This is a genomic window from Pleomorphomonas sp. T1.2MG-36 (assembly GCF_950100655.1).
GTDB lineage: Bacteria > Pseudomonadota > Alphaproteobacteria > Rhizobiales > Pleomorphomonadaceae > Pleomorphomonas.
This window is the reverse complement of record NZ_CATNLY010000023.1, coordinates 117639-142461: the sequence shown is the minus strand read 5'-3', so window position 1 is coordinate 142461 and position 24823 is coordinate 117639. Positions and strand designations below refer to the sequence as shown.

Annotated in this window: 26 protein-coding genes and 1 riboswitch; of the genes, 12 read left to right on the top strand and 14 right to left on the bottom strand. The window is 66.1% G+C overall.

Translation table 11 applies throughout. From position 1 onward, the window contains the following. Positions 1 to 34 precede the first annotated feature (34 nt). Entirely contained in the window at positions 35 to 259 is a 225-nt protein-coding gene (locus tag QQZ18_RS12120; protein WP_053239501.1) for a DUF2093 domain-containing protein, read from the top strand. A gap of 65 nt (positions 260 to 324) precedes the next feature. Here the strand turns inward: QQZ18_RS12120 and lpxK are convergent, their stop codons facing one another. The 6 genes from lpxK to QQZ18_RS12090 form a co-directional block, all read right to left on the bottom strand. Next, the gene (lpxK, locus tag QQZ18_RS12115; protein WP_284541180.1) at positions 325 to 1344 is read right to left on the bottom strand and encodes a tetraacyldisaccharide 4'-kinase; all 1020 of its coding nucleotides are present in this window, start codon (positions 1342 to 1344) and stop codon (positions 325 to 327) included. Further along, positions 1338 to 2636, bottom strand: a complete 1299-nt coding sequence (locus QQZ18_RS12110; RefSeq protein WP_284541179.1) for a 3-deoxy-D-manno-octulosonic acid transferase — start codon at positions 2634 to 2636, stop codon at positions 1338 to 1340. The genes lpxK and QQZ18_RS12110 overlap by 7 nt, the downstream gene beginning before the upstream one ends. Next, a complete protein-coding gene (locus QQZ18_RS12105) occupies positions 2629 to 3372 on the bottom strand; it encodes a lysophospholipid acyltransferase family protein (protein WP_284541178.1) in 744 nt (247 codons plus the stop codon). The genes QQZ18_RS12110 and QQZ18_RS12105 overlap by 8 nt, the downstream gene beginning before the upstream one ends. Positions 3373 to 3441: 69 nt before the next feature. Beyond that, positions 3442 to 3675: a DUF4170 domain-containing protein gene (locus tag QQZ18_RS12100; protein ID WP_284541177.1), complete on the bottom strand. Its 234-nt coding sequence runs from the start codon at positions 3673 to 3675 to the stop codon at positions 3442 to 3444. 86 nt (positions 3676 to 3761) lie between these two features. Further along, positions 3762 to 4556, bottom strand: coding sequence for a 3'(2'),5'-bisphosphate nucleotidase CysQ (locus tag QQZ18_RS12095; RefSeq protein WP_284541176.1), 795 nt, complete (start codon positions 4554 to 4556; stop codon positions 3762 to 3764). After that, positions 4543 to 5886, bottom strand: coding sequence for a TldD/PmbA family protein (locus QQZ18_RS12090; RefSeq protein ID WP_284541175.1), 1344 nt, complete (start codon positions 5884 to 5886; stop codon positions 4543 to 4545). Before QQZ18_RS12090 ends, QQZ18_RS12095 begins: the two co-directional genes overlap by 14 nt. 436 nt (positions 5887 to 6322) lie before the next feature. Here QQZ18_RS12090 and QQZ18_RS12085 point away from each other — a divergent pair, with 436 nt between their 5' ends. Continuing rightward, complete coding sequence (locus tag QQZ18_RS12085) at positions 6323 to 6886, top strand: DUF6101 family protein (RefSeq protein WP_284541174.1); 564 nt, start codon at positions 6323 to 6325, stop codon at positions 6884 to 6886. A gap of 51 nt (positions 6887 to 6937) precedes the next feature. On the opposite strand, the gene ubiA is transcribed toward QQZ18_RS12085, so the two are convergent. Then, positions 6938 to 7882 (bottom strand): 4-hydroxybenzoate octaprenyltransferase, encoded by a 945-nt coding sequence (ubiA, locus tag QQZ18_RS12080; protein ID WP_284541173.1) that lies wholly within the window; start codon positions 7880 to 7882, stop codon positions 6938 to 6940. Between the two features lie 141 nt (positions 7883 to 8023). Here ubiA and purD point away from each other — a divergent pair, with 141 nt between their 5' ends. After that, positions 8024 to 9301 carry a phosphoribosylamine--glycine ligase gene (gene purD, locus QQZ18_RS12075; protein ID WP_284541172.1) on the top strand — a complete coding sequence of 426 codons (1278 nt, stop codon included), beginning with the start codon at positions 8024 to 8026 and terminating at the stop codon, positions 9299 to 9301. A 304-nt stretch (positions 9302 to 9605) separates the two neighbouring features. After that, on the top strand, positions 9606 to 10247 hold the full coding sequence (locus QQZ18_RS12070; protein ID WP_284541171.1) for an outer membrane protein: 642 nt from the start codon (positions 9606 to 9608) through the stop codon (positions 10245 to 10247). A 72-nt stretch (positions 10248 to 10319) separates the two neighbouring features. Here QQZ18_RS12070 and QQZ18_RS12065 read toward each other — a convergent pair whose 3' ends face one another. Together QQZ18_RS12065 and QQZ18_RS12060 are read right to left on the bottom strand one after the other, a co-directional pair. Then, a complete protein-coding gene (locus QQZ18_RS12065; protein ID WP_284541170.1) occupies positions 10320 to 10910 on the bottom strand; it encodes a YqgE/AlgH family protein in 591 nt (196 codons plus the stop codon). Positions 10911 to 11042: 132 nt separating this feature from the next. Then, positions 11043 to 13136 (bottom strand): methyl-accepting chemotaxis protein, encoded by a 2094-nt coding sequence (locus tag QQZ18_RS12060; protein WP_284541169.1) that lies wholly within the window; start codon positions 13134 to 13136, stop codon positions 11043 to 11045. Positions 13137 to 13364: 228 nt separating this feature from the next. Here QQZ18_RS12060 and QQZ18_RS12055 point away from each other — a divergent pair, with 228 nt between their 5' ends. Both QQZ18_RS12055 and QQZ18_RS12050 read left to right on the top strand, forming a co-directional pair. Next, complete coding sequence (locus tag QQZ18_RS12055; protein WP_284541869.1) at positions 13365 to 14183, top strand: protein-disulfide reductase DsbD domain-containing protein; 819 nt, start codon at positions 13365 to 13367, stop codon at positions 14181 to 14183. Positions 14184 to 14227: 44 nt separating this feature from the next. Continuing rightward, a complete protein-coding gene (locus QQZ18_RS12050) occupies positions 14228 to 14710 on the top strand; it encodes a peroxiredoxin (protein ID WP_284541168.1) in 483 nt (160 codons plus the stop codon). A 7-nt stretch (positions 14711 to 14717) separates the two neighbouring features. On the opposite strand, the gene QQZ18_RS12045 is transcribed toward QQZ18_RS12050, so the two are convergent. Genes QQZ18_RS12045 through ispH form a run of 4 tightly spaced genes read right to left on the bottom strand, consistent with a single transcriptional unit; the run spans position 14718 to position 18033 of the window. Beyond that, a complete protein-coding gene (locus QQZ18_RS12045) occupies positions 14718 to 15593 on the bottom strand; it encodes a diacylglycerol/lipid kinase family protein (RefSeq protein WP_284541167.1) in 876 nt (291 codons plus the stop codon). Further along, complete coding sequence (gene rnhA, locus QQZ18_RS12040; protein WP_284541166.1) at positions 15583 to 16068, bottom strand: ribonuclease HI; 486 nt, start codon at positions 16066 to 16068, stop codon at positions 15583 to 15585. Before rnhA ends, QQZ18_RS12045 begins: the two co-directional genes overlap by 11 nt. Beyond that, a complete protein-coding gene (locus tag QQZ18_RS12035) occupies positions 16065 to 17045 on the bottom strand; it encodes a homoserine kinase (protein ID WP_284541165.1) in 981 nt (326 codons plus the stop codon). Before QQZ18_RS12035 ends, rnhA begins: the two co-directional genes overlap by 4 nt. A 1-nt stretch (position 17046) precedes the next feature. Beyond that, positions 17047 to 18033: a 4-hydroxy-3-methylbut-2-enyl diphosphate reductase gene (gene ispH / locus QQZ18_RS12030; protein ID WP_284541164.1), complete on the bottom strand. Its 987-nt coding sequence runs from the start codon at positions 18031 to 18033 to the stop codon at positions 17047 to 17049. Between the two features lie 226 nt (positions 18034 to 18259). Here ispH and QQZ18_RS12025 point away from each other — a divergent pair, with 226 nt between their 5' ends. The 6 genes from QQZ18_RS12025 (at position 18260) to gcvPB (ending at position 23900) form a co-directional block, all read left to right on the top strand. Next, a complete protein-coding gene (locus QQZ18_RS12025; RefSeq protein ID WP_284541163.1) occupies positions 18260 to 18835 on the top strand; it encodes a hypothetical protein in 576 nt (191 codons plus the stop codon). An 83-nt stretch (positions 18836 to 18918) separates the two neighbouring features. Further along, positions 18919 to 19012: riboswitch (glycine riboswitch) on the top strand. Between the two features lie 153 nt (positions 19013 to 19165). After that, positions 19166 to 20323: a glycine cleavage system aminomethyltransferase GcvT gene (gene gcvT, locus QQZ18_RS12020; RefSeq protein WP_284541162.1), complete on the top strand. Its 1158-nt coding sequence runs from the start codon at positions 19166 to 19168 to the stop codon at positions 20321 to 20323. Between the two features lie 27 nt (positions 20324 to 20350). Then, positions 20351 to 20722, top strand: a complete 372-nt coding sequence (gene gcvH / locus QQZ18_RS12015) for a glycine cleavage system protein GcvH (RefSeq protein ID WP_284541161.1) — start codon at positions 20351 to 20353, stop codon at positions 20720 to 20722. 126 nt (positions 20723 to 20848) lie between these two features. Further along, complete coding sequence (gene gcvPA, locus QQZ18_RS12010) at positions 20849 to 22195, top strand: aminomethyl-transferring glycine dehydrogenase subunit GcvPA (RefSeq protein ID WP_284541160.1); 1347 nt, start codon at positions 20849 to 20851, stop codon at positions 22193 to 22195. Then, a complete protein-coding gene (locus QQZ18_RS12005; protein WP_284541159.1) occupies positions 22192 to 22350 on the top strand; it encodes a hypothetical protein in 159 nt (52 codons plus the stop codon). The genes gcvPA and QQZ18_RS12005 overlap by 4 nt, the downstream gene beginning before the upstream one ends. After that, entirely contained in the window at positions 22347 to 23900 is a 1554-nt protein-coding gene (gcvPB, locus tag QQZ18_RS12000; RefSeq protein WP_446728643.1) for an aminomethyl-transferring glycine dehydrogenase subunit GcvPB, read from the top strand. The genes QQZ18_RS12005 and gcvPB overlap by 4 nt, the downstream gene beginning before the upstream one ends. Here the strand turns inward: gcvPB and QQZ18_RS11995 are convergent. After that, entirely contained in the window at positions 23796 to 24392 is a 597-nt protein-coding gene (locus tag QQZ18_RS11995; protein WP_284541158.1) for a hypothetical protein, read from the bottom strand. The genes gcvPB and QQZ18_RS11995 overlap by 105 nt on opposite strands. Positions 24393 to 24823: the final 431 nt, after the last annotated feature.

The window sequence follows — 24823 nt, the reverse complement described above, 5'->3', positions numbered from 1 at the left end:
TGCATGATGGCAGGGCGAAGGTTATTCACCTTCCATGTTGAACAGCATGGACCCCCCCTTCGGCGGCGGCGAGGCGCAGATTCGCTATCTCGACGGCGACTATCAGATCCTCCGCAACGGCAACTACGTTCGTTGCGCGATCACCGGCCGTCCTATCCTGTTGCAGGACCTGAAATACTGGTCCGCCGAGCATCAGGAGCCCTATATCGACGCCGAGGCGGCGCTCACCGCTTATCGTCGCCATACCGGCGCGCGCTGAAGCAAGGCATCGCCATCGGCGGCTCCGATCTGTGATCGGGGCGGTGGCGTTCGGACGGACGCGCCTCAGCTGAAGTGCTTCGTCATCCAGCGCCTGCGGATATCGAGAAGCAGCGATCCCACCGCTCGTTCCTCGGCAAAGCGCGTGTGGACGCCGAATACGGCGACCCGGTCGCGCGACCAATTGCTGCCGGCGATGCCGCGCGGCAGTCGTACCGCGTCCTTCTCAGTGGTGACCGGCACGGCATCGAGCATGTCGGCCTCGTCGAGCAGGTGGGAAAGATCCGCGAAACGATAGGGGTAGTGGTCGGCAAAGGCCCGCCGCGCCGCCAGGCGGTAGCCCTCTGCCTCAAGCGAGCGAAAGAACTTTTCGGGGCGCCCGATTCCGGCGAAGGCATAGAGCCGCCTGTGTGGAGCGGCCGGCGGTGCGTTGGCGACGAGCGTCGCCCGGAACACCGGCTTGCCGGCACGGGCGGCCGTCCGGACGACGCGCTGGCCCTGTTTGCTGTCGCCATAGATGATGATCGCGTCGGCCAGCAGCATCTGCCGACGAAGCGGCGCCCGCAGTGGACCGGCGGGTAGCGGCAGGCCGTTGCCGACGCCGACCGCGCCATCGACCACAACGAAACTGAACGTCTTCCTCACCGATGGGTTCTGGAAGCCGTCGTCCATGATGCAGAGGTCGGTGCCGGTCGCCCGCAGCAGCGCAAAGGCATCGGCCCGTCGGCGCGCCACCACCGTCGGCGCGATGCGGGCAAGGAGCAGGGCCTCGTCACCGACGTCGCCGGCCGTGTGGCGATCGATGTTGACGAGGATCGGTCCCTTGAGGCGGCCGCCATGACCACGGGTCAGGAAACAGGGGTCGAGTCCGACCGAGCGCGCCGAGTGCGCAAGCGCGATGGCGGTTGGCGTCTTGCCGGCGCCGCCGGCCACGAAGTTGCCGACGCAGACCAGTGGCAAAGGCGGTTCGGCCCCTCCGGGGCGGTGCATCCGTCGCGCCGTAACGGCGCCGTAGAGAAGGCCGATCGGTGCCAGCAACAGGGCGGCGATACCCTTGCGTTTCCACCAGAAGGCCGGAGTCAGCATGGACTGCCACCCGACGGCCGGCCGATCAGCGGCCTGATCGCCTCGATGGTCCGTGCGACGGCACCGGCCGAACCCGCCACCACGCGTTCGCCTGCCGCCGCCTGTCTGGCTCTGAGAGCCCGATCCTCGATCAGGTCGAGCGTCGCATCGGCGATCTCATCGGGCGATCGGACAACCTTGAGACCGCCGGCCTCGATGAAGGCATGATAGATGTCGAGCCAGTTGGAGAAATGCGGCCCGCTCACTACGGCGGCGCCAAGGCGGGCCGGCTCGATGAGATTGTGGCCGCCGATGCCTTCGATGAAGGTTCCGCCCATCAGCACCACGTCGGCAAGCCTGAAGAAGGTCGCGAGCTCGCCGAGCGTGTCGGCGACATAGACTTCGGTGGCTCCGTCCGGAAGTTCGCCGGTGCTGCGACGGCGTGTCGCAAGGCCGGCCGCCTCGGAGAGCAGTGCGATGTCGCCCCCCCGCACCGGGTGGCGCGGTACGATGACGAGCAGCACTTCGGGCCGGCTTTCCTTGAGCTTCAGCAGCGCCGTCAGGACCACCTCGTCTTCGCCAGGGTGGGTGGAGGCGGCAAGCACCATCGGCCGTCCGTCCATGCCGTCCTTCAGCGCATCGAGCTCGGCGGCGCCGACATCGGGCAGGCCGGCGTCGAACTTGATGTTGCCGAAGGTGGCAACCTCGGGAGCGCCGAGCCGTGCAAAGCGCGCTCCGTCATCGTCGGTCTGGGCGAGCACCAACGACATGCGGCGAAAGACCGCGCGCGCTGCCGGTGCGGCCCGCTGCCAACCCCGGAACGAACGCGGCGACAGCCTGGCATTGGCGACGACCAGGGGAATGCCGTGGTCGGCAAGGCGGCCGATGGCCACGGGCCATATCTCGCTCTCGACGAACACCGCGAGATCGGGGCGCCAATGGGCGAGAAACCGATCGACCGGACCGGCGAGATCGAGAGGCGCGAACTGGTGGATCAGTCCGGGCTTCAAGCGGTGGCCCACCAGCGCGGCCGATGTGGTGGTGACCGTGGTGACCAGCACGCTCATGCCATCTGATATCAATCGATCGACCACCGGCATGGCCGCCATCGCCTCGCCGACGCTGACCGCATGTACCCAGACGAGCGGCCCTTCCGGGCGTGACGCGGAAGGCTGGCCAAGCCGTTCGGCCGAGCGAGCGGGGTCTTCCTTGCCACGACGACGGCGCACGCCGACGATGGCACCGCCGACGGGGCCGGCAAGCCGGGTCAGGACGATCCACGTCGAAAGCAGGGCGTCTCCGAGATCAGCCATTGGCGGCGGGGTCTTGGTTGGTGGGGCCTGGGATAAATTTGTCGGCGATTCCCGTGCGTTCGTAGGCGTCTTGCGTGATCCGATCAAGCTCCTCCGTCAGGAAGAGCCTCAGCCTTTCGACGGCCTCGTGATCGGCCTCCGCGGGAACGCGGATCGGCGCGCCGTGCCTGAGTGTCGCCGGCGAGAACGGCAGATCCACCACCATGCGATCCCAGTTGTTGAAACGAAGGCCGTGGCGCGACACGTAGGCGATCGGAATGATCGGTCGGCCGGACAGGCGGGCCAGTTGGATGACACCCTTGCCCGACACCTGGGACACCTTGGGAACGTCGGCGGTCATCAGTACCGAGTTACCGGATTCGAGTTCCCGCAAGGCCTGCCTGAAGCCCGCCGCTCCGCCTTTCCGGTGCAAACTGCGAGCCCCTTGCGAGCCGGAGGCCCGGATGGTGCGGATGCCCTGCGTTCCGACAGCGTCGGCGACGATGCCGGCTGCTCTGTTGCGGGCAATCATCGGTACGATCGGCAGGTCGAGTGGAACGGCGCACGGCGTCATCATGGCGAGACCGTGCCAGAAGGTGAAAATGGCCGGAGCCTCCGCTCGCGCCACGTCGAGGGCATCGGGCGGCACGATCGTAACCCGGGCGGTGCGAAATACCCCCAGGACATACCAGGCGAGCAGGTGCGATAGTGCGTTGTTGACCGTCGCGCTGCCGAGAAGTTTCCGGTCAAATCGCAAGCGGCGTCTCCGGAGACATGGGGCCGCGCATGTGCGACATGTGAAGGTACGGGCCGTTCTGGTTCTGCATCAGGCCGATGGATCCAGAAGACGATGCAGGTGGACGATGAAATAGCGCGTCTGCGCCTGATCGACGGTGGCCTGCGCCTTCTGCTTCCAGGCGGCGTAGGCCGCTGCATAGTTGGGGAAGGCGCCAACGATATCGATGGCGTTGAGATCGGCAAATTCAGTCGAATCGAGCGTCTTCATCTCGCCGCCGATGACCAGGTGAAGCAATTGCTTCGATGTGATTTCGGTCGCCATGCAGTTTCCGCCTTCTGCAACGGGTGTCCCCTTCGGACTGCCCATCTTCTTTTCGTCAAGCCTTGCTCGATTTGCAAGTGCGGCCTTCAATAGGGGCCAATGGCCGCCGCCGCAGCCCGCGCCAGGGGCGCCGAACCGGCGATCAGGCTATCGTGGTCGGCGTCTGGCAGGTTGTAGATGATCGCATCGCCATCGATGGTCTCGAGCGTCCCGCCGGCCTCGGCGACGATCAGGTCGGCGGCGGCGAGGTCCCAGTCGTGGGCGCCGCTGCGGGCGAACGCCAGATCGAGCGTGCCGTCGGCCACCATGGCGATCCTGAGCGCCAGCGAGGCGACGTACCCTCGGCTTCTGAGCGTCGGTACCGGCCGTGACAGACGGGAGATCAGCACCGCCGGGCCGGCAACGCGCACGCCGGCAAGGCTCGGGCGCGGCTGCAGGCGCAGGCGATTGCCGTCGAGGAACGCGCCACGCCGGTGACCTGCGGTATAAAGATGGCTGACCGACGGTTGCAGCAGCGCGGCGGCTACGGGGCGCCCGTCCTCGACCACGGCGAGCGAAATGGTCCACTGGTCGGAGCCGGCGAGGAAACCACGCGTGCCATCGATCGGATCGACCACGAAGACGCGCTTGCAGCCGAGCCGGGCCGCGTCATCTTCGGTCTCCTCCGACAGCCACCCGTAATCGGGGCGGGCGGCCAGGAGACGCTCCTTCAGAAAGCGGTCGATGGCGAGGTCGGCTTCGCTGACCGGCGAGTCGTTGGCCTTCTTCCAGACGCGTGGGTCGCGGCGAAAGAAGGACAGCCCGATGCTGGCGGCGGCCAGCGCCGCATCGGAGAGGAGCGCCGTGTCTTCGTCGATGCGTGCGCTGTCAGCGGCCGGCAATCGTCAGTCCCCCGATGGCCACGGTCGGCGCGGTGAAGGCCGAACGGAACTCGATGTCGTCGGCCGGCACCAACTCGCGGAACATGTCGAGAAGACTGCCGGCCACCGTGATCTCGGCCACCGGATAGGCGATCTCGCCATTCTCGATCCAGAAGCCGGCGGCTCCGCGCGAATAGTCGCCGGTCACGAGATTGGCGCCGTGACCGATGAAGTCCGTGACGTAGAGACCCGTGCCCACGGCCGCGATCAGCTCGGCCGGCGACTGCTTGCCCGGGTGCAGCAACACGTTGGTCGACGAGGGGCTGGGAGCGCCAGTGCCGCGACCGGCCCGGCCATTCGTCTGAAGGCCCAGTTCGCGCGCCGTCGCACTGTCCAGCAGCCACGTCTTGAGAACGCCGTCCTCGATGAGATCGAGCGGCGCGGCGGCGACGCCTTCGCCGTCGAAGGGGCGCGACCCCGGGCCGCGTCGGCGCAGCGGGTCGTCGGTGATCCTGACCGTCGGTCCAAACAGTTGCTGGCCCAGCCGATCCTTCAGGAAGGATGAGCGGCGGGCGATCGACGCACCGGAAATGGCGCCGACGAGCGCGCCGATCAGGCTGGTGGCGACGCGCGGATCGTAGACGACGGTTGCCGTCTGGGTGGCGACCTGGCGCGGATTGAGGCGGCGCACCGCACGGCCGCCCGCCCTGGCGCCCACGATCTCGGCGCTTTCGAGATCGGCAAGATGGGTTTTCGACGACGAGTCCCAGTCGCGTTCCATGCCGGTGCCGCTGCCGGCGATGGCCGCGACCGAATGGCCGTGGCCGGAGGATTCATAAGCGCCGGAAAATCCGCCGGACGTGACCAGGGCCATGCCCCCACGCGCCCAGTAGGCACTGGCGCCGGTGGTGTTGGTAACGCCCTCGACCGCCATGGCCGCCGCTTCGACGGCTCGGCCGCGCTCGGCAAGATCGGCCGCGGAGACCGGTGTTTCGTCGAGAAGATCCATGTCGGGCCAGGAGGTGGCCAGCAGCGCCCCGTCGGCAAGGCCGGCGAACCGGTCGGACGGCGCGGCGCGGGCCATGGCGACGGCGCGGGCAGCCAAGGCCTCGACATCCGAACCCAGCGTTGCGGAGATGGTGGCGTTGCGATCGCCGACGAAAACCCTCAGGCCGAAATCGTCGTTCTCGGCATGCTCGATCTTTTCGACCTTGCCCTTGAGAACGCTCGCCACCTGATTGACGGAGCGGACGGCAACGGCGTCGGCGGCATCGGCGCCCGCAGCACGCGCCGCTTCGACGAGACGCGACGCCTGTTGGGTCAGTTGATCGAGGTCGACGAGATCGCTCATGCGGATATCCGATCGGTTCGGGGAGTTCCGTGTTTAGGGCTGAGGGTGCCGGCCGGCAAGCCTCGCGGCCGCCTTCCTCCTATAGAATTGCGGCAACTCCTTGCCGTTCTTCACCCTGATGCCTTTTCAACCGCGTTTGGACCTTGCCGATCAACCAATTGATGCGCAAGCCTTTTATGGCGGGTGCGAGGCGGGGTGCCGATGGGCCGGATCGGCGGCCCTCGTCAACGAAGGTTGACCGAGGGTTGACGCCGTGCCGCGAATTGACGCTTCAGATTCCGCTAACCCTCTCAAAAATCGAGAAAAAGTTTACCCAATCCCTTAAGCCGACGGGGATGACGTTCGACCTATGCTCGCCATGGTTTCGGGACTGGGCGCGAAAAAAGACGCCTAGCCCGACAGGGATAGTCAAAAGATTGCGAGTGAGGCGAAGAGCATGACGGGAGCCACTCCCCTGGGCCTGAGAACGGCGCTTAGGCTCGATCCGGGGCATCTGCCGGCAAAGTGGTGCGTCAACGTCGGACCGGCCGGTCGGCCTGTCCAGGAAGCCGCCATCTACATGGACGACGACGGCGTTGTCGTCCGCCGGCACCTGTCCGGTTTGCCGCTGACGATGACCCTGCCGTTCGCGGCCTTCGAGGGCGTGTCGGTCAGGATCGAGCCGAACGTAGCGGGCGACCTTGTCGCCCATGTCGAGTTGCACCATCGCGACCCGGCGCTGTCCATCCCGCTCACGGTGACGCGAGACATGGAAGCCGCCGCTGCCGATTGGCAGGGCTGGTCCGACCGTCTCGGGCTGCCGATGCTGTTGGTCAGCACCTCCGGAAGCGTCGAACGCGTCGGTCCCAAGGTGGCCGTTCCGGTGGGCGAGCCGGCGCCGCGTCGGCGTCACGCCAGCATGGCCGACCGGCGGCCGCGTTTCCTGGTTCGTCGCAAGGTGGGCGCTGCCGGTGAAATGCCGGTGTTGCGCGACTGGCGCGAAATCATCAGCTACGAGTGATCTCTAGCCGAAAAACTGTCCTGTAGCCGGCCTTCGCTCGACGAAGGCCGGCTACATGCCTTTCAGCAGGCCGTCGATGAGGAGCCCTGCGGTCAGGATAAGCCCGGCATCGCGGTTGGATTTGAACAGCTTGAGGCAGAGATCCCCGTCGTCGGCATCGAACTTCTCCACCTGCCAGGCAAGGTGGCGGGCAAAGCCGGCGAGCCCGACGAAGGCGATGATCTTGGCGTCGGCGAGGTAGAAGGCCGTTCCCAGAAGCAGTACGGCGGCGCCGTAGCAGACGGTGAGCAGCTTCGGGGTCGACCGTTCGAAATAGCGGGCGGTCGAGCCGAGGTCGATCAGCGCATCATCCTCCCGGTCCTGATGGGCGTAGATCGTGTCGTAGGCGAAGGTCCAGAGGATGGCCGCGACATAGATCAGGAAGGCCGGCGGATCGAGCCGTCCGAACACCACGCTCCAGCCCATCAGCGCGCCCCAGGAAAAGGACAGGCCGAGCACGAACTGCGGGAAGTGGGTGATCCGCTTCATGAACGGATAGATCGCGACCGGAACCAGCGAACACAGACCGACGATGATCGAGTAGCGGTCGAACTGCAGCAGCACCGCAAGGCCGACCAGCGCCTGCAGCGCCAGGAAGACGGCGGCTGCGGTGGGGCTGACGCGACCTGACGGAATCGGCCGCGTTCGCGTCCGCGCCACGGCACCGTCGATATCCCGGTCGACGATATCGTTGTAGGTGCAGCCGGCGCCACGCATGGCAACGGCGCCGATGAAGAACAGCAGGGCATACCAGGGTGACGGCAAGGCTTGGCCGGCCGCACCGCTCGCCAGCGCCAGCGACCACCAGCAGGGCAGGAGCAGCAGCCACCAGCCGATCGGCCGGTCCCATCGGGCGAGCTGCGCATAGGGCTTGGCGGCGGCCGGCAACAGGCGATCGACCCAGTTGCCGCGCTTGGCGTCGGGGATGACGATATCGTCGGAATCAGGTGCGTTCATAGGGCAAGTCTAGCCCCCATCCCGGTGGCGCGCGACAGCTTACTCACGGAAATCGCCTGTCGCGCCTGCCTCCGGCCTTTTGTTCCATGGCCCGCCATGGTAAGGCGCGCGGCATCGGCTCGGCGACGTTGGAGGCTTCAGATGCACGTGCTCCTTATCGGTTCTGGCGGGCGTGAACACGCCATTGCCGCCGCCCTTCGCCGCTCTCCGAAGCTGACTCGCCTGACCTGTGCGCCCGGCAATGCCGGAATCGCGGCCATTGCCGATCTCGTTGCCTTGGATCCGGCCGACCATGCCGCGGTGATCGCCTTCTGCAAGGCTGAAGGCGTCGATTTCGTGGTGATCGGACCGGAGGCGCCGCTGGTCGCCGGCCTCGTCGATGATCTGTTCGCTGCCGGCATCAAGGCGTTCGGCCCGAAGAGGGAGCCGGCGCGTCTCGAAGGATCCAAGGCCTTCACCAAGGAGCTTTGCACCGAGGCGGCCATTCCGACGGCCGCCTACGGTCGCTTCGCAGATGCCGAGGCGGCCCGCGCCTATGTGCTCGACCGGGGCGCGCCGATCGTCGTCAAGGCCGACGGCCTTGCCGCGGGCAAGGGCGTCGTCGTGGCGTCGTCCGTCGAAGAGGCGCTTGAGGCCGTCGACGCCTGCTTTTCCGGCGCCTTCGGCGACGCGGGCGCCGAGGTGGTGATCGAGGATTGCCTCGTCGGCGAGGAGGCGAGCTTCTTTGCCATCACCGACGGCATCGACGTGCTGCCGCTCGCCGCCGCCCAGGACCACAAGCGCGTGGGGGATGGCGACAAGGGTCCGAACACCGGAGGCATGGGCGCCTACTCGCCGACGCCGGTGGTGGACGAGACCATGGAAATGCGCATCATGGACGAGATCGTCGTGCCGACGGTGCGCTGCCTCGCCAAGCGCGGCACGCCCTTCGTCGGCGTGCTGTTCGCCGGCCTGATGATCGAAGCGGATGGCCCCAAGCTGATCGAGTACAACGTTCGCTTCGGCGATCCCGAAACCGAAGTGCTGCTTCCGCGTCTCCAGTCCGATCTCCTGGAGCTGATGCTGGCCTCCGCCGAGGGACGTCTGTCGGGCAACATCGCCAACTTCGACGATCGCACGGCGCTGACGGTGGTGATGGCCGCCGAGGGCTATCCCGGCAGCTATCGCAAGGGCAGCCGCATCGACGGCCTCGACGAGGCCGCCGCGCTGCCGGACGTCTCCGTCTTTCACGCCGGTACCGCCGCAAAGGACGGCGCCATCGTCGCCAACGGTGGCCGCGTTCTTGCCATCACCGCGCTCGGCGACAGCGTGTCCGAGGCACAGGCCAAGGCCTACGCGGCGGTTGATCTGGTTCGCTGGCCCGATGGTTTCTGCCGGCGTGACATCGGCTGGCGCGCCGTGGCACGCGAAAACGGTTGAAAGAGTGGACAATCACTGGTTTTAGGATTTTATCGGACTGGTTTGTCCAGTCGCCATACAATGGCAACTCTTTCGAAGGAAAAATGTTAGATATCATATGTCTAACTGTAGCCCTACGTAGGCGTGCAGAAATGCGCCCCCTCAGCTTTCATTGATCTCCCAACTAGGGTACCACTTCTCCGAGCAAGCCTTCGTCGAATGAATCGTGGGGTGCTGTGCCAAGGAAAAGTGCTGGAACGGATGTGAGGCACATCCTTCCAAACCAAGGTTAGAACCGCCGTGACAGGGCGGTCAGGGAGTTTCTATGCGTTTCGCTTCTGCTTTCGTAATCGCTTCGCTGGCATCGACGTCGGTCATGGCCGCCGATCTCAGCATGGAGTCGGTCGCTGTTCCCGCCCCTGAAGCAACAGCTTACGCTTTCAGTTGGACCGGTACGGAGTTTGGTGTGTTCGGTGGCGGCAGCCGGACCAGCGCGGACTTCGACGTCTTGGGCACCTCATTTGATGGTAACCAGAGCGGCGGACGCCTCGGCGTTTTCGCGGGCTACCAGTACCAGTTCAGCAACGGGATGGTTCTTGGCGCCGAAGGCGATGTCTCGCGCACCTGGAACGACAAGACCTATACGGGGTTTGGCGACAAGGTCGGCACCGATTGGTCGGGCTCGGCGCGCGCGCGCGTCGGTTACGGCTTCGATCGGCTGTTGGTCTACGCAACCGGCGGCTGGGCGCTAACGCGCGGGCATGTCGATGTCCCGGGCTTCGCCACCGAACACAAGAGCTTCAATGGCTTTACCGTTGGCGCAGGCGCTGACTACGCGCTCACCGACAATATCTTTGCCAGGGCCGAATATCGCTTCAACGATTTCAAGAGTGCCGAAATCGCGAGCGGTGCCGACGCCAAGCTCAAGGAGCACATGCTCAATATCGGTCTCGGCATGAAGTTCTAACTTCTCGCCTATTTCAACGACACTTTGGCCGCGCGGCAACCCCGTGCGGCCAAATCGCCATTGGGAGTTCTTTCACGCCCGGCCGCTCACCGGCGACAGCGCTGCGAGATCGACGCCCAGGGTTGCCAGAGCCCGGCGATAGCGCTCGCCATCGGCGGCCGAGAAGATGATGTCAGGGTCGGAGTCGGTGATGAGCCAGCCGTTGGACTGGATCTCGCTTTCGAGCTGCCCTGGCGCCCAGCCGGCGTAACCCAGCGTCAACAGCGAGTGCTCGGGCCCTCGCCCCTCGGCGATCGCTTTCAGGATTTCCACCGTCGCCGTCAGCGACAGCTCCTCGGAGATGGGCAGGGTCGACGCGTCGAGATGGAAGTCGGACGTGTGCAACACGAAGCCGCGACCGGTGTCGACCGGGCCGCCCTGGTGTACGCGCATGGCGCGCGCCTCCGATGGCAGGCGGATGCGCCTCTCGTCGGGAATGATCTCAAGCTGAACCAGGAGATCGGGAAACGACAGATGGTCGAGCGGCTTGTTGATCACAAGCCCCATCGCCCCCTCGGCCGAGTGAGCGCACATGTAGATCACCGAACGCCCGAACTCGCCGTCGTCGAGCGCCGGCATGGCGATCAGGAATTTGCCGTCGAGATAGGCTGCCTTTCCGGCCATGGCTCATCCAGGGGTTCGTGGGCTCCGATTGACCAATATGAACCGCCATGGCGATTATTCAAGGTGCGAAAGCGGCAGGGAGCGACGACGTTCACCGTCTCCATGCGCAGAAATCGCGGGTTTGTCCGGGTATCAGGCCGCCCGCAGCGTCACCAGAAACTCGTCCATCGCCGTGCGGAGCTCTCCGGCCTGCGCCGCCAGGTCGTCGGCCGCCGACAGTACCGTGGTCGATACGGTGCTGGTGTGCTCCGAGGCCTTGCGGATGCCCTCGACGTTCTCGGAGACGGCGGCTGTGCCGCGTGCCGCCTCGCTGACGTTGTGGGCGATCTCGCTTGCCGCGCCGGACTGCTGTTCCACCGCCGTGGCGATTGCCCCCGATATCTCATTGAGGCGATAGATGATCTCGGCGATCGCTCCGATCGAGGCGGCGGACGTGCCGGTCGACGACTGGATGCCGCCGATCTGGCGGCCGATCTGGGAGGTCGCCTTCGACGTCTGGTCGGCGAGCTGCTTCACTTCCGCGGCGACGACGGCGAACCCCTTGCCCGCCTCGCCGGCCCGCGCCGCCTCGATGGTGGCGTTGAGGGCGAGCAGGTTGGTCTGCCCGGCAATGCTGTCGATCAGCTCGACGATGGTGCCGATCTGGTCGGCGGCGGTCTGCAGGCTGGCGATGTTCTCGCGCGTGGCGGCGGCGGTCTCCCGTGCCTCCGTGGCCACCGCCCCGGCGGCGGCGACGCGGGTGCCGATTTCGGTGATCGACGACGACAGTTCCTCGGTGGCGCCGGCGACGGTCTGGACATTGGCCGTCGCCTGGTTGGCGGCGGCGGCGGCCGAAGCGGCCTGCATGGCCGTTTCCTCGGCATTGCCGGTCAGGGTTTCGGCCGAACTGTGCAGCAGATCGATGGCGGCGACGACCCTCTCAAGGACGCCACCGACGGTGGTTTCGAAGGCGGCGGCCGTCTCGTCGCGCAACCGCTGGCGTTCGGCGACTTCGCCGGCGTCGCGCTCGGCGGCTTCCCTGGCCATTTCGCCGACACGGATGGCATTGTTCCTGAACACCTCGACGGCGGCGGCCATGGCGCCAATCTCGTCCTTGCGGCCGAGGCCCGGAATTTCGACCGTGGTGTCGTTGGCCGCGAGCCGGCTCATGGCGGAGGTCATCAAGGCCATCGGACGGCCGAGCCGAATGCGCGTGATGACCGCGGCGGCGATCGACAGCAGCAGGGTGACGGCGAGCATGCCCGCGTTGATGGCAAGCTGCCGCGTGGCCGACGCCGAGTAGCCATCTGCCAGGGTCTTGAGCGCCTCGATCGCCGCGCCGGCCACACCTCCGACCGTCGATGTCGCCTTGGCGCCCGCCTGCCGCCACTCGTCGAGCTTGACGCTCGGCGGCTGCCAGGAAGTCATTTTCTTGATCTGCTCGTCGTGGAGCTTGCGAAACTCGCCGGTAAAGAAGGCTGCGTCTCCCTCGGCGAAGCTCTGCCTGACGGTCTCGGGAATGCCGGGCGAGGCGACCATGCTGCCGACCAGCTCCCACAGCGACTGAGCCTGCTTGAGCGCCGCGGTGATCGGCGCGGCCTCGCCGTCGCGGAACGGGCGCTTCTCGGTGACGGCCGGCAGCATTGCGGTCACGGTTGTGCCGGCATAGCTGCGGGCGCTCCATGCCAGCGCGCGGACATTGACCAGCGCGGCGAGTTCCGGGGCCATGGCCTGGATGCGGCCCTCGATGGCGCCCGTCGCCTTGTCCATGCCGGCGAGAATGTCGCTACCCTCGGCGAGATAGGCCTTGCCGATCTTCTTGTCGCGTTCGGCAAGCGGCTTGGCGAGTTCGGCGTCAGCGGAGGCGCGCAAGGCCTGTAGAGCGGATCGGCGGGCCTTGAGATCGTCCAGGGCGGGCTTCAGGGTGTCGCCGCCGATCGTTTCGAGGCCGGCGATCGTTGCGTCGAGCCCGGCCGAAGTCGTGGTCCGGCGCTCGGTTATCGCCTTGATGGCGTCGCCGCTCTGCTCTGTCGCCAGGGCCAGCGCGGACGGCGTGTCGCCTCGTTCGATGCGGAAGGCGGACATCGCTTCGAACAGGCTGCGTTCGATCGCGGCGAGCCCGCGCAGCGTCTCCGCCGTCGACCATGCCCTGTAGGCGGTCCAGACACCATTGCCGGTCAGCGCCAAAAGGACGAGGCTCAACGTCGAAATAACCAGGATTATCGACTTCTGTATCGACAGGCGCATACTATCCTCGTCGGCTCATACCAAAGGTGTATGCATCAACTCCCGCAGCCCTTAAGAAACAGAAAACACTGCCGATTATGACATTGGGACTTGCTGCGAAGAGGGCACCCTCAGCCACGATATTGTGATCTCCGATCCGTCGGCGTGTCGTTTTTTGGTGGGGCTGAAGATGGGCTTGATGATATCTGGTCGCCAATGTTCCCCGGAATCGAGAAGACTGTGTTGAAGATGTCGGCCCTGTTGCGAACTGCCTTTCTCCTGCCGTTGCTCGGCGCTCTGTCGGGTCCCGCCTCGGCTTTCGATGTGCCGGTGGTGGACGCCCGTCTCGTTGTCGCAGGCGGCATTGAGAACGGCGTCTATCGCGCGGCACTGGAGCTTGATCTGCCCGAGGGGTGGCACACCTACTGGCGCAACCCCGGCGACGCCGGTATCCCGCCGATCTTCGATGTGGCCGGCAGTGCCAATCTCAAGGATTTCGGCGTCGCCTATCCGGTGCCCAAGCGCCACACCGACGGCACCGGTACGTCGATGATCTACGAGGGGCGCCTCCTTCTGCCGATCCGGGCCGTGCCGGAGCGACCGAACAAGCCGGTGACGCTCACCGTCCACGTGCTTTACGGCCTTTGCGCCGAGATCTGCGTTCCGGCCGAAGCCGATGTGACCGTCAGCCTGGATCCCGATGCCCCCGCCGATCCGGAAGCGTCGGCGGACATCGCCGCCTTCGAGGCGCGCGTACCGGTCAGGGCCGATGACGAGCGCGTTGCCGTCGACCGCCTCAGCTTCGACCCCGCCACGGCCAAGGGGCATGTCGAGGTGTCGGTCGCCGATGACGGCGGTCTTGTCGATCTGTTCGTCACCGGTCCGTCCAAGTGGTACGCCGCGCCGCCCGAGCCCGCGGGCACGGAGGGTGGCCGCCGCCGTTTCACCGTCGCCCTGGAAGGACCGTCGAAAGCGACCGATGCGAGCGGTGTCCAGCTGACTTTCGTGCTGGCCGAAAAGGATCGGGGCTACGAGATCGTCCGTCGTCTCGACGCTGCGGCTGAATAGGTATATTCACGAAGGCCGAGCCGTTGAGAAGAAAGGGAAAAGCCATGATCAAGGTTGGAGACAAGCTGCCCGCGTTCACCTTCCTGACGCCGACCAAGGATGGCGGTCGGACCGAGATCACGACCGATCAGGTGTTCGCCGGCAAGAAGGTGATCCTGGTGGCGGTGCCCGGCGCCTTCACGCCCACCTGTTCCAAGACCCATGTTCCCGGCTTCATCCAGAAGTTCGACGAGATCAGGGCCAAGGGCGTCGACGTCATCGCCGTCACGGCGGTCAACGATGCCTATGTCCTCGGTGCCTGGCGCGACGCGCTCGGTGCCGGCGACAAGATCACCTTTCTTGCCGATGGTGCCGCGGCCTTCGCCACGGAACTCGGACTCAATCTCGATCCCTCGCCCAGCATGGGCGTGCGGTCCAGGCGGTATGCGGCCATCGTCGAGGATGGCGTCGTGAAGGAGCTGCAGGTGGAAGAGAAGTCCAGCGAGGCCACCTGTTCGGCGGCGCCCAGCATTCTCGAAAAGCTCTGAGACGAGTTCAGGCCACCACGTCGATGACGCGGCCGGCTCTGACCACTGCGTCCGACGTTTCCATTTTGTCGCCGTCGATCTGCATGCGGATGCCTTCGCTGCAGAAGCGCACTTCGCTCACCGCTCGGTCCTGAACGGCTGCCAGCCGGTCGAGGCGGCCGGCGGCGAGCGCGGTGGCCGCGCGAAGCAGCGTCGCCGGCCGGTCGTCGGCGAGCGTCACCAGGCGCAGGCCGGGCTCGGTCGCCTTGGTGTGGCGCGTGATCGTCAACGGACCGCCATAGAAGCGCGCCGTCGTCACAACGGCGATCCGGCAGCGGATGGTTTCGCCATCGGCGGTGACGATGACATCGCGGCCCTTTTGGGCAAGCGCCAGCGTCAGGCCGCGCCAGCCATAGGCGAGCTTGCCCCAGCGCCGTTTGAAGGGCGCATCAACGGCGTGCACGATATCGGCGTCGAAGCCGGCCGACACCATCAGCGCGAATGGGCGTTCGCCCACCATTCCGAGATGAAGAGGGGTCTTGCGATCCGCCGCGATCCGCTCGGCGATCTTCTCCGGGGAGGAGGGCAGTCCGAGTTCGTGCGCCAGCACGTTGGCGGTGCCGAACGGCAGGATCGACAGTGCAGGGCCGTCGCCTCCCTGCCGGACGATGCCGGTGATTGCCTCGTTGATCGAACCGTCGCCTCCGCCGACCACAAGCGTCCGCACCGATGGGGACAGTTCGGCGGCGATATCGGTAAGCTCGCCGGAATAGCGGGTCAGCCAGATGTCCGATTTGAGACCGAGCCGATCGAGCCGTTCGGCCAGCCTCATCAGGTGGCGGTAGTTGAAGTTGCCGGCCACCGGGTTGGCCACGACGAGGATCGGCGCGGCTTCATGCGGCATTTGCTCCCCCTCCGTCAGGCGGCATGTAGCCCGGCTTGAACGGCGCCATGCCGAGACGGGCAAGCTCGTCGGCCCGTTCGTTCATGTCGTGGCCGGCGTGGCCCTTCACCCAGTGCCAGTCGACGCTATGGCGTTCGCGCGCCGCCTCGAGCCGCTGCCAGAGGTCGGCGTTCTTCACCGGCTTCTTGTCGGCGGTCTTCCAGCCGTTCTTCTTCCAGCCGAAAATCCAGCCGGTAATGCCACCCTTCACATACTGGCTGTCGGTGAACAGATCCACGGCGCAGGGCCGTGTCAGCGCTTCGAGCGCGGCGCAGGCCGCAGTCAGCTCCATGCGATTGTTGGTGGTCAGTTGCTCTCCGCCACAGAGCTCCTTGCTCTTGTCGCCATAGAGCAGGATCGCTCCCCAGCCGCCGGGGCCGGGATTTCCCGAGCAGGCGCCGTCGGTGTAGACGGTGACACGCTTTTCCCCACTCATGCGCCGGTTCCGGTCGGCACGAGGCCATAGGCGGTGGCCGTGGCGGCCGTCCGGTGGAAACGCAGCTTCCTGTAGTATTCGAGCGGGTCCTTCTTGCGGACCAGCGCACCGGGGGGCGTCATCAGCCAATCATAGAGGCGCGTCAGCAGGAAGCGCAGCGCCGCGCCGCGACAGAGAACCGGCAGCGCGCCGATCTCGGCGTCCGTCAGCGGCCGGCCGGCGGTGTAGCCGGCGAGCATCGCCCGTCCCTTGGTGATGTTGAAGGCGCCGTCCGGCTCGAAGCACCAGGCGTTGAGGCAGACGGCGAAGTCGTAGGCGAGAAAGTCGTTGCAGGCGAAATAGAAGTCGATGAGCCCCGACAACTGCCCCTTCAGAAAGAAGACGTTGTCCGGGAAGAGGTCGGCGTGGATGACGCCTTCGGGCAGGTTCTCCGGCCAGTTGGATCCGATGAAGGCGAGTTCGGTCTCGATCTCGCCGCCGAGCCCGGCGAGCACCTCGTCGGCGCGATCCGCGCTGCCGGCATAAAGCGGCGGCCAGCCGTCCGGCCCCAGACCGTTGCGACGTCGGATCGAAAAGCCATCGCCGGCCTTGTGCAGGCGGGCCAGAGCCTCGCCCACCTGGCCGCAATGGCTCACCTCCGGCCGCTTCACCCACATGCCGTCGAGGAAGCTGACGATGGTGGCGGGCCGGCCGGCAAGGCGGCCGAGCGGCTTGCCGTCGCGGTCGCGCACCGGCTGCGGACAGTTGATTCCCCGGCCGGCAAGGTGATCCATCAGGCCGAGGAAGAACGGCAGGTCGGTCTCGTTGACCCGCTTCTCGTAGAGCGTCAGGATGAAGCGGCCGGCCTCGGTGCCGAGCAGATAGTTGGAATTTTCGACGCCTTCGGCGATTCCCTTGCAGGAAACCAGCGCGCCGATGTCATAGCGGATCAGGAAGTCGGAAAGTTCCTCGTCGGAAACGTCCGTGTAGACGGCCATTTTAGAGCTCCGAGCCGCCCTTGTCGGCCCCGTGGTCGGTGATGTCGCGCAACTGGCGCGGAAGGGTGAAGGCAATGGTCTCTTCGGCCGTTCGCACGGTCTCCACCGTCACGTCGTAACGGGCGGCGAAGGCATCGATGATTTCCTCGACGAGCACTTCCGGGGCCGACGCGCCGGCCGTGATGCCGAGCGCTCCGATGCCGTCGAGAGCGTTCCAGTCGAGATCGGAGGCTCGCTGGATGAGGAAGGCCCGCGCACAGCCCTCGCGGGCCGCGACCTCGCGCAGACGCTGCGAGTTGGACGAGTTGGGCGCGCCGACCACCAGCATGGCGTCGACCTTCGGAGCCACTTCCCGCACCGCCGCCTGCCGGTTCGTCGTGGCGTAGCAGATGTCGCTCTTGTGAGGAGGCACGATGCCCGGGTAGCGGAGCGCCAGCGCCTCGACGATCATGCGCGTGTCGTCGACCGACAGTGTCGTTTGCGAGGTGTAGGAGAGCACGGTATCGGCCGGGAAATCGAGCCGGCCGACGTCGTCCACGGTCTCGATCAGCGTCACCGATCCCTCGGGTAGCTGGCCCATGGTCCCGATGACTTCCGGGTGGCCGGCATGTCCGATCAGGATGACGTGCCGCCCCTTCTTGTGATGGATTTCCGCCTCGCGATGCACCTTGGTGACCAGAGGGCAGGTCGCGTCGAGCTGGAAGAGATTGCGGGCCGCTGCAGCCGCCGGCACCGAGCGCGGCACGCCGTGTGCAGAGAAGATCACGGGCTGTTCGGTGTCGGGAATTTCGTCTAGCTCCTCGACGAACACGGCGCCCTTGGCGCGCAGCTCCTCGACCACGTATTTGTTGTGGACGATCTCATGCCGCACGTAGACCGGCGCGCCGTAGCGGACGAGCGCCAGATCGACGATCTGGATCGCCCGGTCGACGCCGGCACAGAAACCGCGCGGCGCGCAGAGCAGGATCTTGAGCTTCGGCAGCGTCAACCGTGGCACCTCGTCGCAGGAGAAGCGGAATAGAAGTGTTTGCCTTGGCACTGTCAAGCGAAAGGGGGTGTCGCAGCCATGCTCGCGAGCGTTCGCCCCCGCGCTTTTTCCAATCAGAGGGGTTCCGAAGCGGAGATGAGGCCGGCTCGTCGATCAGCCTCATGGAACGAGTCGCCAAGGCCGGGGCTGCATGCTATGGAAGCGGCGAAGCGGAGGTGACGCTCTCATGATGTCTGTCGGTTTCAGCGGTAAGATTTTGTCGGCGTTGGCGCTTGCCGCGACGCTTTCGGCCTGTTCTTCGGATAGTGGCTTCTCTCCCCGGTCGTTGGTCTCCGGTGGGGCCGACCCCAAGGCGGAGCAGGAAACGCTCGAGAGATTCGCGGTCGTCGCGGTTTGCCCCGAGGTGCAGGTGCGCGACGGCACGCAAATGCTGGCCGTGTTCGAGAAGGGCAAGGAAGGCGACTACAGCGCCATTCGCTTCCAGGGCACCATTCGCAAGTACGCCCGCGAGTGCCGGACCGACGCTTCCGGCACGACCACGATCAAGGTGGGTGTGGCCGGTCGCCTGTTGGCCGGGCCCAAGGGCGCGACTGGCGCCGCGGCCTTGCCCGTGCGCGTCGTGATGGTCCGCAACGGCGATGAAGTGATCTACTCCAAGCTCTATCCGGTCAACGTCACCATCGCGCCGGGTACGGCGGCGGCCGATTGGGATCTGGTGGCACCGGACCTCGTCGTGACCGGCGACAAGAGCCAGGGCAACTTCATCATCTATGTCGGGTTCGACGAGAGCAAGAAGAAGTAGGCCGCTTGAAATTGTGGTGCTGACAGGTCATGCTGTCAGTCGTTCGGGAAGGTCGTGCCCGAACGCGGGGCCGCAAGGCCTCGAGACGCTGTGCGGGAGAGACCGACGGTGGTTACCGTCGGCGCCGAAGGAGCAACCGCCCCGGAAACTCTCAGGCAAAAGGACCGCTCGCAGCGGGCGACGCTCTGGAAAGCAGGCGAGGTGTGAACCTCGACTCACCGAAGGAGTAACCTGGGCAAGGTGCCCCAGGGAAATCTCTCAGGTTACGTGACAGAGGGGGCGCGGACAGACGGAGCCCGTCGTTCGCCCACCTCTATCCGGAGCCGACGCATGACGACACCCGTCCATGCCGACAATGATCCGCATTCCGTGGCGCCGCTCAAGACGCCGCTTCACGATGCCCACGTGGCGCTCGGTGCCCGCATGGTACCGTTTGCCGGCTATCTGATGCCGGTGCAATACGAAGGCATTCTCGCCGAACACGCCCATTGCCGGGCGGCGGCCGGACTGTTCGACGTCTCTCACATGGGACAGGCAACGCTGCGCGGGGCCGACCATCGAACGGTTGCCCTAGCCCTCGAGGCGCTGGTCCCGGCCGACATTCTCGGCCTCGAACCGGGTCGGCAGCGCTACTCGCAGCTTCTCAACGAACGCGGCGGAATTCTTGACGATCTGATGGTGCATCGCGCCCCGGGTGCCGATGGCCAGTTGGGCCTCGTCGTCAACGCCGCCTGCAAGGTTGCGGACTACGCCCATATCGCCGCCCGGCTTCCCGGCGACGTGCTGCTCGAAATCCACGAGGAGCGGGCATTGCTCGCCCTGCAAGGGCCTGAGGCGGCGAACGTTCTGGTGTCGCTCGGCGCCGACGTTGCGAACTGGGACTTCATGCAGGTCGGCCCGGCGAGCCTTGCCGGCATTCCGGTTTTCCTGTCCCGCTCGGGCTACACCGGTGAGGACGGTTTCGAAATCTCGGTTCACGCCGATACCGTCGTGGGCCTTTGGCAAATTCTCCTTCGCGATCCCCGCGTCCGGGCGATTGGCCTGGGCGCTCGCGATTCGCTGCGCCTTGAGGGCGGGCTCTGCCTTTACGGCCACGATATCGACGAGACGACGACCCCGGTCGAAGCCGGTCTGCTCTGGTCGATCCAGAAGCGTCGCCGCGAGGAAGGCGGTTTCCCGGGCGCCGATATCGTTCGCTCCCAGATCGCCGAGGGCGTTGCCCGCAAGCGCGTGGGCATCAAGCCGGACGGCCGCGCGCCCGCTCGTGACGGCACCGAGATCGTCGATGAAAACGGCATCGCCATCGGCACCGTCACATCCGGTGGCTTCGGTCCGACGGTCGGCGGCCCGGTGGCGATGGGCTACGTCGCTGCCGTTCATGCCCGGCCCGGCACTCGCGTGGGGCTGGTGGTGCGCGGCAAGGCACTGCCGGCCGAGATCGTTTCTCTTCCTTTCGTTCCGGCGCGCTTTCATCGCGCGTCCAAATAAGACCTCCAGAGATAGCGGAACAAAACCATGACCAAGTATTACACCGAAGAGCACGAGTGGATTTCCGTGGCCGGCAAGGTCGCCACGCTTGGCATCACCGATTACGCGCAGGCCCAGCTCGGCGACGTGGTGTTCGTCGAGGTGCCGACCGTCGGCCGCAAGGTGAAGAAGGGCGAGGAAACCGCCGTCGTCGAAAGCGTCAAGGCGGCGAGCGAAGTCTATTCGCCGGTAACCGGCACGGTCGTCGAGGCCAACGATCCACTTGCCAACAGCCCGATCACCGTCAATGAGAGCCCCGAGGGTGCCGGCTGGTTCTGCCGGATCGAAATGTCCGACCCCGCCGAGCTCGAAGTTCTGATGGACGAGGCTGCCTACAAGGCCTTCGTCGAAGGGCTCTGAGAAACTCGGTTTTTTTCTTGCAAGCACGTTGCCCTCTCTCCTCTTCCCCATGGGTCTGGAGAGAGAGGGAAGGCGGCATTCCAGGCAATGCACCGATTTTCGTCGTGCGTCCACGGAGCCCATCCCATGCGCTATCTTCCCCTCTCCGATGCCGATCGAAGCGAGATGCTGGCTGCCATCGGCGCCACTTCGATCGATGATCTCTTCGCCGACCTCCCCGCCGACAAGCGCCTCCAGGCCTTGCCGAAGCTGCCGTCGCACGCCAGCGAACAGGCGGTCGCCCGTCGCCTCGGTGCCATGGCCGCGAAGAACACATCGGCCGGATCGGTGCCGTTCTTCGTCGGCGCCGGTGCCTATCGGCATCACGTTCCCGCCACGGTCGACCACCTGATACAGCGTTCGGAATTCCTGACCAGCTACACGCCCTACCAGCCGGAAATCGCCCAGGGCACCTTGCAGGTCTTGTTCGAGTTCCAGACGCAGGTCGCCCGCCTCACCGGGATGGAGGTGGCAAACGCCTCGATGTACGACGGTTCGACCGCTCTGGCCGAGGCGGTGCTGATGGCCCATCGCATCACTCGGCGCGATCGGGCCGTGCTGTCGGGCGGCGTCCATCCGCACTATCGCGGCGTCGTCGAGACGGTGACGTGTTTCCCGGGGCATACGGTGGAAAGCCTGGCACCGGATGTTTCCGGTACCGAGGACATCCTCGCGGCCATCGACGACACGACATCCTGCGTGGTGGTGCAGTCGCCATCCTTCTACGGCCATCTCTATGACTTGAAGCCTATTGCCGAAAAGGCCCACTCCGTCGGCGCGCTTCTGATCGCCGTCTTTACCGAAGTGGTGTCGCTTGGCCTGATAGAGCCGCCGGGCGCCCAAGGTGCCGACATCGTGGTGGGCGAGGGGCAGTCGCTCGGCAATCCGCTCAGTTTCGGCGGTCCCTATGTCGGTCTCTTCGCCACGCGCCAGAAGTACGTCCGCCAGATGCCCGGCCGCCTCTGCGGCGAGACGGTGGATGCCGACGGCAAGCGCGCCTTCGTTCTGACGCTGTCGACGCGTGAGCAGCATATCCGCCGCGAGAAGGCCACCTCCAACATCTGCACCAACGCCGGTCTCTGTTCGTTGGCCTTCTCGATCCACCTGACGCTGCTCGGCGGTACCGGGCTGACGCAGCTTGCCCGCGTCAATCACGCCAGCGCGGTGCGACTGGCCGATGCGCTGGCCGATGTGCCCGGCGTCGAGCTGCTCAACCGGGCCTTCTTCAACGAGTTTGCGGTGCGCCTGTCGAAAAACGCGTCCGAGATCGTCGAGACGCTGGCGGCCCAGGGCATCCTGGCCGGCGTACCGGCCAGCCGGCTCGAGCCGAACAGGCCCGAGCTTCAGAATGTGCTGGTGGTGGCCGCCACCGAGGTCAACACCGACGACGACAGGGCAGCGCTCGCGGCCGCCTTGCGGGAGGCTTTGGCATGACCGATCGGCGAGCAACCGAGGGCGGTGATCCCTGGAGCAAGGAGGGTTCCTCCTCCGCCCAGCGTCGCTTTCTCAGCGACAGCCCGGTGAATACGCCGAGCCGCTACCGCAGTTTTCTGCTTTCGACGCTGTTCACCTTCGGAGGTGACCGATGACCATGAATAACGTGGGCCGCCCGACAGCGCCCGTCGCTGCAGAGCCAATTGTCACGGCATCGACCTTCACCGGCAACCAGGGGCTCGCCATCGAGGAGCCGCTGCTGTTCGAGGTGGGACGAACCGATGCGACGGGCGTCGATTTCGACGACGTCGGCACGTTCGAAGCACGCCTCGGTGCCCTCGGCCGTACGGCTCCGCTGGATCTTCCGGGGCTCACCGAGCCGGAGGTCATGCGCCACTATGTGCGCCTCAGCCGGCAGAACTATGCCATCGACCTCGGGCTCTACCCGCTCGGCTCCTGCACCATGAAGCACAACCCGCGTCTCAACGAGGCGATGGCGCGGTTGCCCGGCTTCGGTGACGTGCATCCGCTGCAGCCCCTGTCGACGGTGTCGGGTGCGGTCGAACTGGTGGCCGAACTCGGCCGCTGGCTGCTGGAGCTGACCGGCATGGCGTCGGTCGCCATGAGTCCCAAGGCCGGCGCTCATGGCGAAATGTGCGGCATGGCGGCGATCAAGGCGGCGATCCTCGACCGCGGCGAAGCGCGCGACGTGGTGCTGGTGCCGGAATCGGCGCATGGCACCAATCCGGCGACGGCCGCCCAACTCGGCTTCCGCGTGGTCAGCGTGCCTGCGCGTGCCGACGGCACCGTCGACCCGGATGAGGTCAGGAAGCGCCTCGGCCCCGAGGTTGCGGCGATCATGCTGACCAATCCCAACACCTGCGGCCTGTTCGAGCGCGATATCGTCGAGATCGCCGAGGCGGTGCATGCGGCTGGCGCCTACTTCTACGCCGATGGCGCCAACTTCAATGCCATCGTCGGCAAGGTCCGGCCCGGCGATCTTGGCGTCGATGCCATGCACATCAACTTGCACAAGACCTTCTCGACGCCGCATGGCGGCGGTGGCCCGGGCGCAGGCCCGGTGGTGCTGTCGGAAAGGCTGGCGCCTTACGCGCCGGTCCCCTTCGTCCGCTTTGACGAAGATGGCGGCGCCGAGTTCGTCGAGACGCGCAAGGCGGCGAGCGAGCGCGGCCTGAAGCCCTTCGGCCGCATCACCGCCTTCCATGGCCAGATGGGCATGTTCGTGCGGGCGCTCGCCTACATGCTGAGCCATGGCGCCGACGGTCTCAAGCAGGCCTCCGAGGATGCGGTGCTGGCCGCCAACTACGTCAAGGCCCGCCTGAAGGACGTCATGACGGTCGCCTTCCCGGAGCGGCCGGCCATGCATGAGGTGCTGTTCGATGACCGTTTCCTGGAAGGCACCGGCGTCACGACGCTCGATTTCGCCAAGGCGATGATCGACGAGGGCTACCACCCGATGACCATGTATTTCCCGCTGGTCGTCCATGGCGCCCTGCTGATCGAGCCGACCGAGTCGGAATCGAAGGCCAGTCTTGATCAGTTCGTGGGCATGCTGCGGCACCTCGCCGAAAAAGCGAAGTCAGGCGATGCCGCCGCTTTCAAGGCGTCGCCTCGCCTTGCGCCGCGCCGACGCGTCGATGAGACGCTGGCCGCCCGCCAGCCGAAGCTGGTCCACCAGGGCTGACCTGAAATGGCGTGGTGGTCGTGAGGCCGCCACCCAATCCATAGCCGCGACAGAGCCAATGTAACGGCTTGCCAGACGGGCCGTTTCAACGCACCCTTCCGGATGAATTTCTCCGGGAGCATGCCCATGGCGATCGGCTCGCTGCCGCCGGTGACCAACGAAATCCAGGCGAACTCCGGTCAGCCGGGCAAGACGCTTGCTCAACAGACGGCGGCCAGTTCCCTGCTCGACCTTCAGGCGGCGGCGACTGCCGAGCCCGCCGTCGCCATTCTCCCGGAGACCACACTGATCGAGAAGGCTGTGGCGGAAGCGCTCGGCCGTCAGGGTGGTCTGGCGCCGCTCTACGCCACGCTGGCCCAGCTTACCGATGCGCCGGATCTGCCCGACACGCTGAAGGCGGCAATCACCACGCTGCTGGCCTTCCGCCTCGACGATGGCAATGTGACGCCGGAGCGGGTGGCCGAGGCGATCCGCTCCTCCGGCGTTTTCCATGAGGCGGTGGCGGCCGGACGGATGGCCGCCGCCTTGTCGCCGGCGATCCGCCAAGCGCTCGGCGGAGTCGCGGATGAAAGACGTCAGGTGTCCGCCCGTCCCGTGACGTCGACGTCCTCGCCGACGACATCGACGGCCCAGACGGGGACCGCACGGCCGGCTTCGCTGACGCCATCATCCGCCCCGCCGGTTGCTGTCAGGGCTTCACCGATAGTGGAGACTCGACAAGGGCCGGGTGGAAGTGCGCCGCTTCAGGCCACGACGCCTGCCTCTCCGAATGGTGCGTCGCCCTCCCGTATCGGAAGCGGTCCTGCTCCGGCGAGTGTCGCTCAAGGCCCCTCCGCCGGAGCTGTTGCCGGCGCTCCGGCTCCGACCAACGCTTTATCCCCGGCAGGCTCGACCGCGACGCCGGCAGGTATCCCGGTGCCGGC

What these genes read in the sequence shown, in the direction of transcription:
- QQZ18_RS12110 (WP_284541179.1), bottom strand. Translation starts at nt 2,636, where the DNA reads ATGGCTGATCTCGGAGACGCCCTGCTTTCGACGTGGATCGTCCTGACC.
- QQZ18_RS12090 (WP_284541175.1), bottom strand. Translation starts at nt 5,886, where the DNA reads ATGAGCGATCTCGTCGACCTCGATCAACTGACCCAACAGGCGTCGCGT.
- QQZ18_RS12065 (WP_284541170.1), bottom strand. Translation starts at nt 10,910, where the DNA reads ATGGCCGGAAAGGCAGCCTATCTCGACGGCAAATTCCTGATCGCCATG.
- QQZ18_RS12050 (WP_284541168.1), top strand. Translation starts at nt 14,228, where the DNA reads ATGATCAAGGTTGGAGACAAGCTGCCCGCGTTCACCTTCCTGACGCCG.
- gcvT (WP_284541162.1), top strand. Translation starts at nt 19,166, where the DNA reads ATGACGACACCCGTCCATGCCGACAATGATCCGCATTCCGTGGCGCCG.
- purD (WP_284541172.1), top strand. Translation starts at nt 8,024, where the DNA reads ATGCACGTGCTCCTTATCGGTTCTGGCGGGCGTGAACACGCCATTGCC.
- lpxK (WP_284541180.1), bottom strand. Translation starts at nt 1,344, where the DNA reads ATGCTGACTCCGGCCTTCTGGTGGAAACGCAAGGGTATCGCCGCCCTG.
- rnhA (WP_284541166.1), bottom strand. Translation starts at nt 16,068, where the DNA reads ATGAGTGGGGAAAAGCGTGTCACCGTCTACACCGACGGCGCCTGCTCG.
- QQZ18_RS12085 (WP_284541174.1), top strand. Translation starts at nt 6,323, where the DNA reads ATGACGGGAGCCACTCCCCTGGGCCTGAGAACGGCGCTTAGGCTCGAT.
- QQZ18_RS12045 (WP_284541167.1), bottom strand. Translation starts at nt 15,593, where the DNA reads ATGCCGCATGAAGCCGCGCCGATCCTCGTCGTGGCCAACCCGGTGGCC.
- QQZ18_RS12055 (WP_284541869.1), top strand. Translation starts at nt 13,365, where the DNA reads ATGTCGGCCCTGTTGCGAACTGCCTTTCTCCTGCCGTTGCTCGGCGCT.
- QQZ18_RS12120 (WP_053239501.1), top strand. Translation starts at nt 35, where the DNA reads ATGTTGAACAGCATGGACCCCCCCTTCGGCGGCGGCGAGGCGCAGATT.
- QQZ18_RS12005 (WP_284541159.1), top strand. Translation starts at nt 22,192, where the DNA reads ATGACCGATCGGCGAGCAACCGAGGGCGGTGATCCCTGGAGCAAGGAG.
- gcvH (WP_284541161.1), top strand. Translation starts at nt 20,351, where the DNA reads ATGACCAAGTATTACACCGAAGAGCACGAGTGGATTTCCGTGGCCGGC.
- QQZ18_RS12035 (WP_284541165.1), bottom strand. Translation starts at nt 17,045, where the DNA reads ATGGCCGTCTACACGGACGTTTCCGACGAGGAACTTTCCGACTTCCTG.
- gcvPA (WP_284541160.1), top strand. Translation starts at nt 20,849, where the DNA reads ATGCGCTATCTTCCCCTCTCCGATGCCGATCGAAGCGAGATGCTGGCT.
- QQZ18_RS12060 (WP_284541169.1), bottom strand. Translation starts at nt 13,136, where the DNA reads ATGCGCCTGTCGATACAGAAGTCGATAATCCTGGTTATTTCGACGTTG.
- gcvPB (WP_446728643.1), top strand. Translation starts at nt 22,347, where the DNA reads ATGACCATGAATAACGTGGGCCGCCCGACAGCGCCCGTCGCTGCAGAG.
- QQZ18_RS12070 (WP_284541171.1), top strand. Translation starts at nt 9,606, where the DNA reads ATGCGTTTCGCTTCTGCTTTCGTAATCGCTTCGCTGGCATCGACGTCG.
- ubiA (WP_284541173.1), bottom strand. Translation starts at nt 7,882, where the DNA reads ATGAACGCACCTGATTCCGACGATATCGTCATCCCCGACGCCAAGCGC.
- QQZ18_RS12025 (WP_284541163.1), top strand. Translation starts at nt 18,260, where the DNA reads ATGATGTCTGTCGGTTTCAGCGGTAAGATTTTGTCGGCGTTGGCGCTT.
- QQZ18_RS12100 (WP_284541177.1), bottom strand. Translation starts at nt 3,675, where the DNA reads ATGGCGACCGAAATCACATCGAAGCAATTGCTTCACCTGGTCATCGGC.
- QQZ18_RS11995 (WP_284541158.1), bottom strand. Translation starts at nt 24,392, where the DNA reads ATGGAAAACGCCGGAGGAGCGGATCGCCTCGGCCACCCGCTCCGGCGT.